Here is a 6,746-nt window from a genome sequence, read left to right as displayed (position 1 = left end):
TGCGAGGTGCTATCCCAGAGAGCACTGAATCCGAATATTTCTTATTTTCTTCTGCTTAGAGTGATGGAAGAGCGATAAAACCGCATAAAATAGCCAAGTAGCCCAGATTTGGAGCTTGATTCCGTTTAATGAACCTGTCCATAAATAGCTGAGATTTAATAATCTTTTTACTGTACAAAATGCGTCTTCAATTCGCCAGCGTCTTTGATATAAATCTGCTACTACATAGGGGGGCAATATTTCAGGTTCTCGGACACTTGTCAGATAAGAACGCCAGGAAGTCTGGGAGCGAATCTGTACTAATCTTATAGTCAAAGCTGGTGTCTGTTTTGTGCCTGCACTTATTTGAATTATCATGTCTTTGACATCATAAGTATTGGTTAATACCCGCTCGATTTGATAAGATGCACCTTTCTTGATTCGAGTGATAAATCCAATTTATTGAGAAATTAGTTTTGACCAAAAAGCGAAATTATAGAAGCCTCTATCCAATAATAGCAAGGTTTTTGGCTTAACTGTTTTTAGTAAATTTTCCTCCCAATTAGTATCTGTTTGTTTCGGATTTTCCCCCAACCAAATTTCTTCGGGAAGATGAGTTACTAGGTCTATAATTACTCCCATTTTTCCGGCTAGTTGACCAATTGGCACATCTGATAAACTTTGTAGCTTCTTAAATAATGCTTCTAATGTTGAGCCATCAGCTATCCAGATATTATCAAAGCTTTTTAAAGCAAATTGTACGCTATCTGGTAGTGGTCTTGATTTTCTTGTTAAGCATTTTTGGCGAAAATGAGGCAATAATTCTTTAAATACTTTTTCAAATAAAATTGCTGGAAAAGTTAAAAATCTCAGCGATAATGCTTGTTGACTAATTTCTTGTGGCTGAAACCATAAAAATCCCTCTCTATTTACTGTAGTTTAGACTAACCAAAGATGAGAACGGTGGCAAAAGAAGAACTAGAGCCACCGTTAAGGAGAGAATGAGGGTGAAAAATAAAACCTATCCACTCCTTAAATGAACAGTGAACGATTAAAGGACTTTCGTCAAGCAGCATACGAATTATTGGTACGAGCCAAGGATGCAACATTCGAGCTGATGGATTCAGTGATGACCACAAGGAATGTGTCGTGTTTAGCGGAATTTTCGCTCAATCCATTATTCAATCGTCAATGGCCAAGCGTCTACGAAGCGTTACAAGACACAAGACCAGACCGAAAAAAACTGATGCTGCTGTATCTGGAGCAATTACAGAAAGAAGCACCCCCAACGGAACACATATTAGTGGCAATCGACCACACTGCATGGGGGAGACCAGATGCCAAAACGTTAAAAGACAGAACTCATGAATATCAGAGGGGCGTAACTGTTGGACAGGGATACAGTACAATTGCCTGGATACCAGAAGCACAAGGAAGTTGGGCATTACCTCTGCTCCATGAAAGAATTAGTAGCGGGTCTTCACCCATACTTCAAGCAGCTTCCCAACTCAAACTTGTCTGTGAACAGAGCGTCAACCCAGTTTTAGCAGTTTTAGATCGAGAATATGGGAATGCAAGTTGGGTGCTGGCGCTAACGCAAGCTTCCATCCTTGCTGATTGTTTAATGAGAGTCCGAAAAAATGCCTGCTTATGGTCAGCACCGCCAGCCTATAGTGGTCGCGGTAGACCACGGCAACACGGGCAAAAAATGAGACTCAACGACCCAAACACCTGGCTTCAAGCGGATACTGCGATTGAAATTGACGAACATCCAGAGTTGGGAAAAGTCCTCATCAGACAATGGCTGGACTTACATTTTTATCGTGCGGCCCAACAGAAAATCAATTTAATTCTGGTCGAAAGAATGAAGCCCATGTCAAACGGTCAGCCGTTTCCACCCTTATGGTTGGCTTGGGTTGGAGAACGAACTCTAGCCTTAGAAACTATTTGGTTTAAATATTTGCGACGTTTTGGAGTCGATCATTGGTATCGATTTGCTTTCGCAACGATTGCATTGGACATTGCCTAACTTGAGAACTCCTGAACAATCTGAGCGTTGGAGTGATTTAATGCCATTAATGAGTTGGCAACTCTGGCTGGCTAGAGATTTAGTGATCGAGAATAGACTCCCTTGGCAATCTGCGACGATCGATTTAACTCCTGGACGTGTTGCCCAATCAATGTTTTCGGTTTTAGTTGACATTGGTACTCCTACAAAAATCCCTAAACATAGGGGAAAAGCCCCCGGTTGGGAAAAAGGAAAGGTACGTACCAAGGCACCGTGCTATCCCACTGTCAAAAAACGGGTTTCAAGGGCGTAAAAAATCTTCAAAATTAGCTATTTAATCTTCTCCCTCTTGAGTTTTTGAGTAACAGCTTGCCGGATATTTAAAGGCAGCTACTTTTAGATGCGCTCGTTTTTTAGTCTAAACTCCAGTATTTAATAATCTGGTTAATTCTGTTACTCCTGCTACGTCTCGCCATAATAAACTGGCGGATTGCTGCCATCATTAATGGTAGTGTCAGAATCCTATCTCTTAGATTTAGTTGGCGATAAAAAGTTTTTTGGGCAGCCATTGCCGGAATTAATAAATCTTCCAGGTGATTCGCGATCACTTCATTTTCTACTTGGGGACGATTTTTTTTCTTTGCATGGTCTCGGTTGATTTTTTTTTGCGAATCATAACTGGTTCAACTATGGCTCAACTGCTTGCCCTATAGATGTTGCAGCCTATTTTACATTTTTTTGTGTACCCCCTTGACAATTTGCACTTTTTCTTAAATTGTCACAAATGCCTAGCTCTCTTGTTACCCCTTCAGGTTCAGAGGCTTTGCAAGAGTTATCAAAAATACGTAAGGTGCGCTTCGGCGCACCTCACAATCCCAAGCGCTAGGGGAAAAACCCCGCGTTGGAATAAGTAGAAATTTAAACAGGTTCTAACTGGGAAATTACCTTTTCCATGTGTTGGGCAACTTGGCTTTCTTTTTCCACAGAATTTGTTTCTAGGTAAACGCGCATCAAAGGTTCAGTTCCCGAAGGCCGCAGCAGTACCCAGCCGCCGTCTTCAAGATAAAGTTTAATCCCGTCTTTGCGGCCGATTTCCTTAACGCCGATACCTGCTACTTCCGTCGGGGGATTCTTGGTAAAAGATTCCAAAACTGCTGCTTTGTGGGCTTCTTCTAGGTGCAAGTCCAAACGTTTGTTGTACAGGGGGCCGTCGGCTTCTTTAATGGCTTCTTCGACTAACTGAGAAAGCGGTTTGCCTTCATAGGCGATCGCCTCAGCAACTAACATATCAGCCAAAATCCCGTCTTTTTCGGGGATGTGACCCAAAACGCTCAAACCGCCAGACTCTTCGCCACCGATGAGCACCGCAGTTTCCCGCATTTTTTCGCCGATGTATTTAAAACCGACTGCGGTTTCGTAGATTGTTAAACCGTACTTGGCGGCTAAATTGTCCAGTAAATGAGTAGTTGCGACGGTACGGACGATCGCCCCAGTCAAGCCTTTATTCTTCACCAAGTGACGCGCCAGCAGCAACAGTACAGTATTCGGAGTTAAGACATTTCCCAACTCGTCAACAATACCAAAACGATCGCTGTCGCCATCGGTAGCCAAACCCAAATCCGCCGCATCCTTCTTAACAACTTCCACCAACTCAACTAACTGTTCCCCCTTGGGTTCGGGCATTCCGCCGCCAAACAGCACGTCGCGGTAGGTGTGAAAACTTTCGACATCGCAGCCGCAGTGTTCCAAAACGCCGTCGAGATAGCCGCGAGAAGTCGAATAAAGCGCGTCGTACTTCACCTTCAACTTAGCAGAGCGAATCCGCTCCACATCGATCAAAGTATAAAGAAACTTCAGATATTCGGGTTTCGGGTCAAAAGTGGAAATTTTATCGTTGTGGCTGCCTTTGGCTGGGGCATCAGAAGCACCAGCAATATTTGCCACAATTGTATCGGTAATTTCCGGGGTTGCCGGGCCGGCGTAGTCGGGGATGTATTTGATGCCGCAGTAAGGTGCGGGATTGTGCGAAGCCGTGAACATCAGAGCTCCTGCGGAGTTTAAATGCTTGGCGCTGTAGGCGATTACTGGTGTCGGGCAATCTCGATCGACCACTTTCACAGTCCATCCCAAATCTGCCAATACTTCAGCCGCCGTGCGGGCGAACTCGTCTGCCAGAAAGCGGGTATCGTAGGAGACTAGAACTGGGCGGTCTTTGGTGTAAGCGGTTTCTAGGTAACTGGCGATCGCCCGGGTAACTTTTCGCACGTTGGCAAAAGTAAAGTCATGGGCAATCAGTCCCCGCCATCCATCGGTTCCGAACTTGATTTCTGTTGAATTGCTGCTGGCGCTCATTTTATCCACTTCCTCTCGTCCTATTAATCCTACCCGAAGGCATAGCCTTAAAGAGCTAGTGGCCGTGCTGTTTTTGAGGAGCGATCGCCCGTGCGGCCCAATCAACCCCATCTTATCGCTATCGCGGCAAGCTCTCTCTGCAGGAGGAGGACTCGAACCAGCCGGAGTTGATATCGTTGAGCAGGTATCGGGCGAGTCTATCTAGATTCTAGTTTTGAAGGGTAGTTTGGAGAGCGAATAAATGCCGATCAATTGCCGGCGATCGGAAAAGCTAAAAAACCGCGCTGGCAATGGATTAAGGAAACGCAGATAAATTTTATTCTCATCTTAAATTTAATTATTTATTTATAAAAGCAGATAGTTTAATGTGTTACGGTTTCCTAACAAACGCAAGTATCAAAATACTTTTTTCATTTAGCTAGGGAAATAAATTAATCCAAATCACCGCTCGCTGGTACTTTAGCCTAGGTTATTTAAGAAAGTCAGGCGATCGACAAAATCGATATAAAACAAAGATAAAAGGTTTCAAAAAGCAGTTTTTTTTGAAACACTATAGCAATCCGATCTGAGTCTCACAACACAACGCCCCCTTGTCTTCCTAGACTTCTTGTATAGCAAGACTTTCAGCTTTTACAGATCGAGAAAATCACTTAGGATTGCTATATTGACTTTAAGCCGGAAAATTTAAGAAAAATTAAATTTATTTTCTGCGGGTTCGACAGGAAAAAAAATATGCTGGAAATTCACAGCGTGATGGTGTCCTAAAGCACACTAAATAACGCTATTAACGTGTATCTTATAAAAAATGCAGGCAGTATAGCCAAATGACCTATAGTTTTAAGCACAATGGCCGATGACTGTCAGGGTAGAAATGCAGAAAATTGTAGTTAGCAACGTTAACAATTAAGGGAATGGATCGGGTGCGAATTCATAAAAAAACGAGGTTTGTCATGACGGGTATTTCACAAATATCTTCAAAGTATTTACCAGCAGCAAACGAACTTGCACAGGGCGACAGTCTGGCGTCGCAAGGTATTAGCAGACCGGACATTCACAAACTCCCAGACGCTAAAGGCGCCAACGTTTCTTCCTTAGCCGTTAGCTGGGCAAAAAAATATTACAGTACAGTGGCGGCAGGAGAAAACCAAGCCCCGCGACAAATTCCCCCAAGCGCAGAGTCAACCAACTTTGAGGGAAATCGAGCCAAAATAGTTGACAAATTGAAAGATAACCTGAAATTAGCCAGCGAGATAGCTTGGAGTAGAGTAGAAGGTGTTTTAGGGGAACAAATAGAACGGCACGCGATCGATCCGATCTTAATTAATCCTTTAGAAATTGCCGCCAGCACTCGCACGTTATATCTAAAAGCAATAGACGCTTATGCGGATAGAGAACCTATTTTCCGCTTGTCAGTGTTGGTGGGAAAAGATATTATCGAAATGAGGCGGAAATACTCAGAGACAGATCCGTTAGCGCTGGGATTGGTGGCGGTGGAGTTTCAATACACTAGCAAAATCTTGTTAGGATGTCTTTCAAAGTTAGAGCGATCGCAATTTGCACCATACTTAAAAGTTGTAGAAGACTACCTGCACATTCCCTACGGAGAGATTAACGAAACTGCGGCGAATCAACCCCCGAATTCAAGAGCTCTATTAGCCGTTCAGCATTTGTTGCAGCACACGACTCAGATTGCTAGTGCAGTTTACGATCGGGCTAGTTCCCAGCATCAAGGATACCGCAGCAGGAGCGGTTATTTGAGCGATCGAGAGATAAAAATTTCTGGTATCCGGGATGTCGAGATTTTTCAAAGCTATTTGTGCTGGTGTGTTTTGGAAGGTAGCATTCGCCCGGTACAGCAAGAATTGTTTCCAATTTGCGTGATGTTGTACCCCAAACTTCATGTAAGTTGGGAGTTAGTGCAGGATATGCTGCTGATTTTGTTTTGGGAAATCTCCGATCGGCTTTCTACTGAAGATTTAATGATATTTTTACCTTACTTGCGTACTGTGACAGAGATGTTTTCCAGCGATGTGTTTGATAATTAAGTAATTGGTAATTGGTAATAGCCTCAAAATTTACCAGTTGCCTATTTAAAATTAAAAGCAGCGACTGCCAAACATCCCCAACCGATAAGAAAAGCAACTCCCCCCAGGGGCGTAATTGCACCCAGCCATTTGATGTCAGTCAAACTCAGCGCGTACAAACTCCCTGAAAAGACGATCGTGCCGGCAATAAAAGCCCATCCAGCGACTGCAAAAAAGGTTTGAGACTCTTGGGCGGTGCTCGATAGTAAAGCGACGAGTAATAGAGCTAGGGCATGGTACATTTGATAAGCTGTTGCACATTTAAACTGTGATACAAGCATTGCCCTTATTTTTGATTTTGCGACCCCATTTAATTATTAATT

General features: G+C 43.4%; 5 protein-coding genes and 2 pseudogenes. 3 read left to right on the top strand and 4 right to left on the bottom strand.

The genetic code is table 11. The features are described 5' to 3' along the window. Positions 1 to 75 precede the first annotated feature (75 nt). Positions 76 to 906: pseudogene (locus QUA80_RS32760) on the bottom strand (IS4 family transposase); the annotation flags it as partial. 109 nt (positions 907 to 1,015) lie between these two features. On the opposite strand from QUA80_RS32760, the gene QUA80_RS32755 reads away from it, so the two are divergent. Together QUA80_RS32755 and QUA80_RS32750 are read left to right on the top strand one after the other, a co-directional pair. Continuing rightward, positions 1,016 to 2,008: a transposase gene (locus QUA80_RS32755; RefSeq protein WP_333429082.1), complete on the top strand. Its 993-nt coding sequence runs from the start codon at positions 1,016 to 1,018 to the stop codon at positions 2,006 to 2,008. A 40-nt stretch (positions 2,009 to 2,048) separates the two neighbouring features. Further along, a complete protein-coding gene (locus QUA80_RS32750; protein WP_333429081.1) occupies positions 2,049 to 2,300 on the top strand; it encodes a hypothetical protein in 252 nt (83 codons plus the stop codon). 120 nt (positions 2,301 to 2,420) lie between these two features. Here QUA80_RS32750 and QUA80_RS34055 read toward each other — a convergent pair. Both QUA80_RS34055 and QUA80_RS32740 read right to left on the bottom strand, forming a co-directional pair. After that, a pseudogene (locus QUA80_RS34055) lies at positions 2,421 to 2,556 on the bottom strand (IS4 family transposase); the annotation flags it as partial. Positions 2,557 to 2,905: 349 nt separating this feature from the next. Further along, the gene (locus QUA80_RS32740; RefSeq protein ID WP_333429080.1) at positions 2,906 to 4,339 is read right to left on the bottom strand and encodes a phosphoglucomutase/phosphomannomutase family protein; all 1,434 of its coding nucleotides are present in this window, start codon (positions 4,337 to 4,339) and stop codon (positions 2,906 to 2,908) included. A 950-nt stretch (positions 4,340 to 5,289) separates the two neighbouring features. Between QUA80_RS32740 and QUA80_RS32735 the strand changes: the two genes are divergently transcribed. Next, the gene (locus tag QUA80_RS32735) at positions 5,290 to 6,384 is read left to right on the top strand and encodes a hypothetical protein (protein WP_333429079.1); all 1,095 of its coding nucleotides are present in this window, start codon (positions 5,290 to 5,292) and stop codon (positions 6,382 to 6,384) included. Positions 6,385 to 6,425: 41 nt separating this feature from the next. Here QUA80_RS32735 and QUA80_RS32730 read toward each other — a convergent pair whose 3' ends face one another. Continuing rightward, positions 6,426 to 6,704 carry a DUF423 domain-containing protein gene (locus tag QUA80_RS32730; protein ID WP_333429078.1) on the bottom strand — a complete coding sequence of 93 codons (279 nt, stop codon included), beginning with the start codon at positions 6,702 to 6,704 and terminating at the stop codon, positions 6,426 to 6,428. Positions 6,705 to 6,746 lie beyond the last annotated feature (42 nt).

Origin of the sequence: Microcoleus sp. F4-D5 (assembly GCF_036704885.1) — a bacterium.
GTDB lineage: Bacteria > Cyanobacteriota > Cyanobacteriia > Cyanobacteriales > Microcoleaceae > Microcoleus.
Note: the sequence above shows the minus strand (reverse complement) of the source record. Positions and strands in the feature narration are given on the sequence as shown.

What these genes read in the sequence shown, in the direction of transcription:
- QUA80_RS32735 (WP_333429079.1), top strand. Translation starts at nt 5,290, where the DNA reads ATGACGGGTATTTCACAAATATCTTCAAAGTATTTACCAGCAGCAAAC.
- QUA80_RS32730 (WP_333429078.1), bottom strand. Translation starts at nt 6,704, where the DNA reads ATGCTTGTATCACAGTTTAAATGTGCAACAGCTTATCAAATGTACCAT.
- QUA80_RS32740 (WP_333429080.1), bottom strand. Translation starts at nt 4,339, where the DNA reads ATGAGCGCCAGCAGCAATTCAACAGAAATCAAGTTCGGAACCGATGGA.
- QUA80_RS32755 (WP_333429082.1), top strand. Translation starts at nt 1,016, where the DNA reads ATGAACAGTGAACGATTAAAGGACTTTCGTCAAGCAGCATACGAATTA.
- QUA80_RS32750 (WP_333429081.1), top strand. Translation starts at nt 2,049, where the DNA reads ATGCCATTAATGAGTTGGCAACTCTGGCTGGCTAGAGATTTAGTGATC.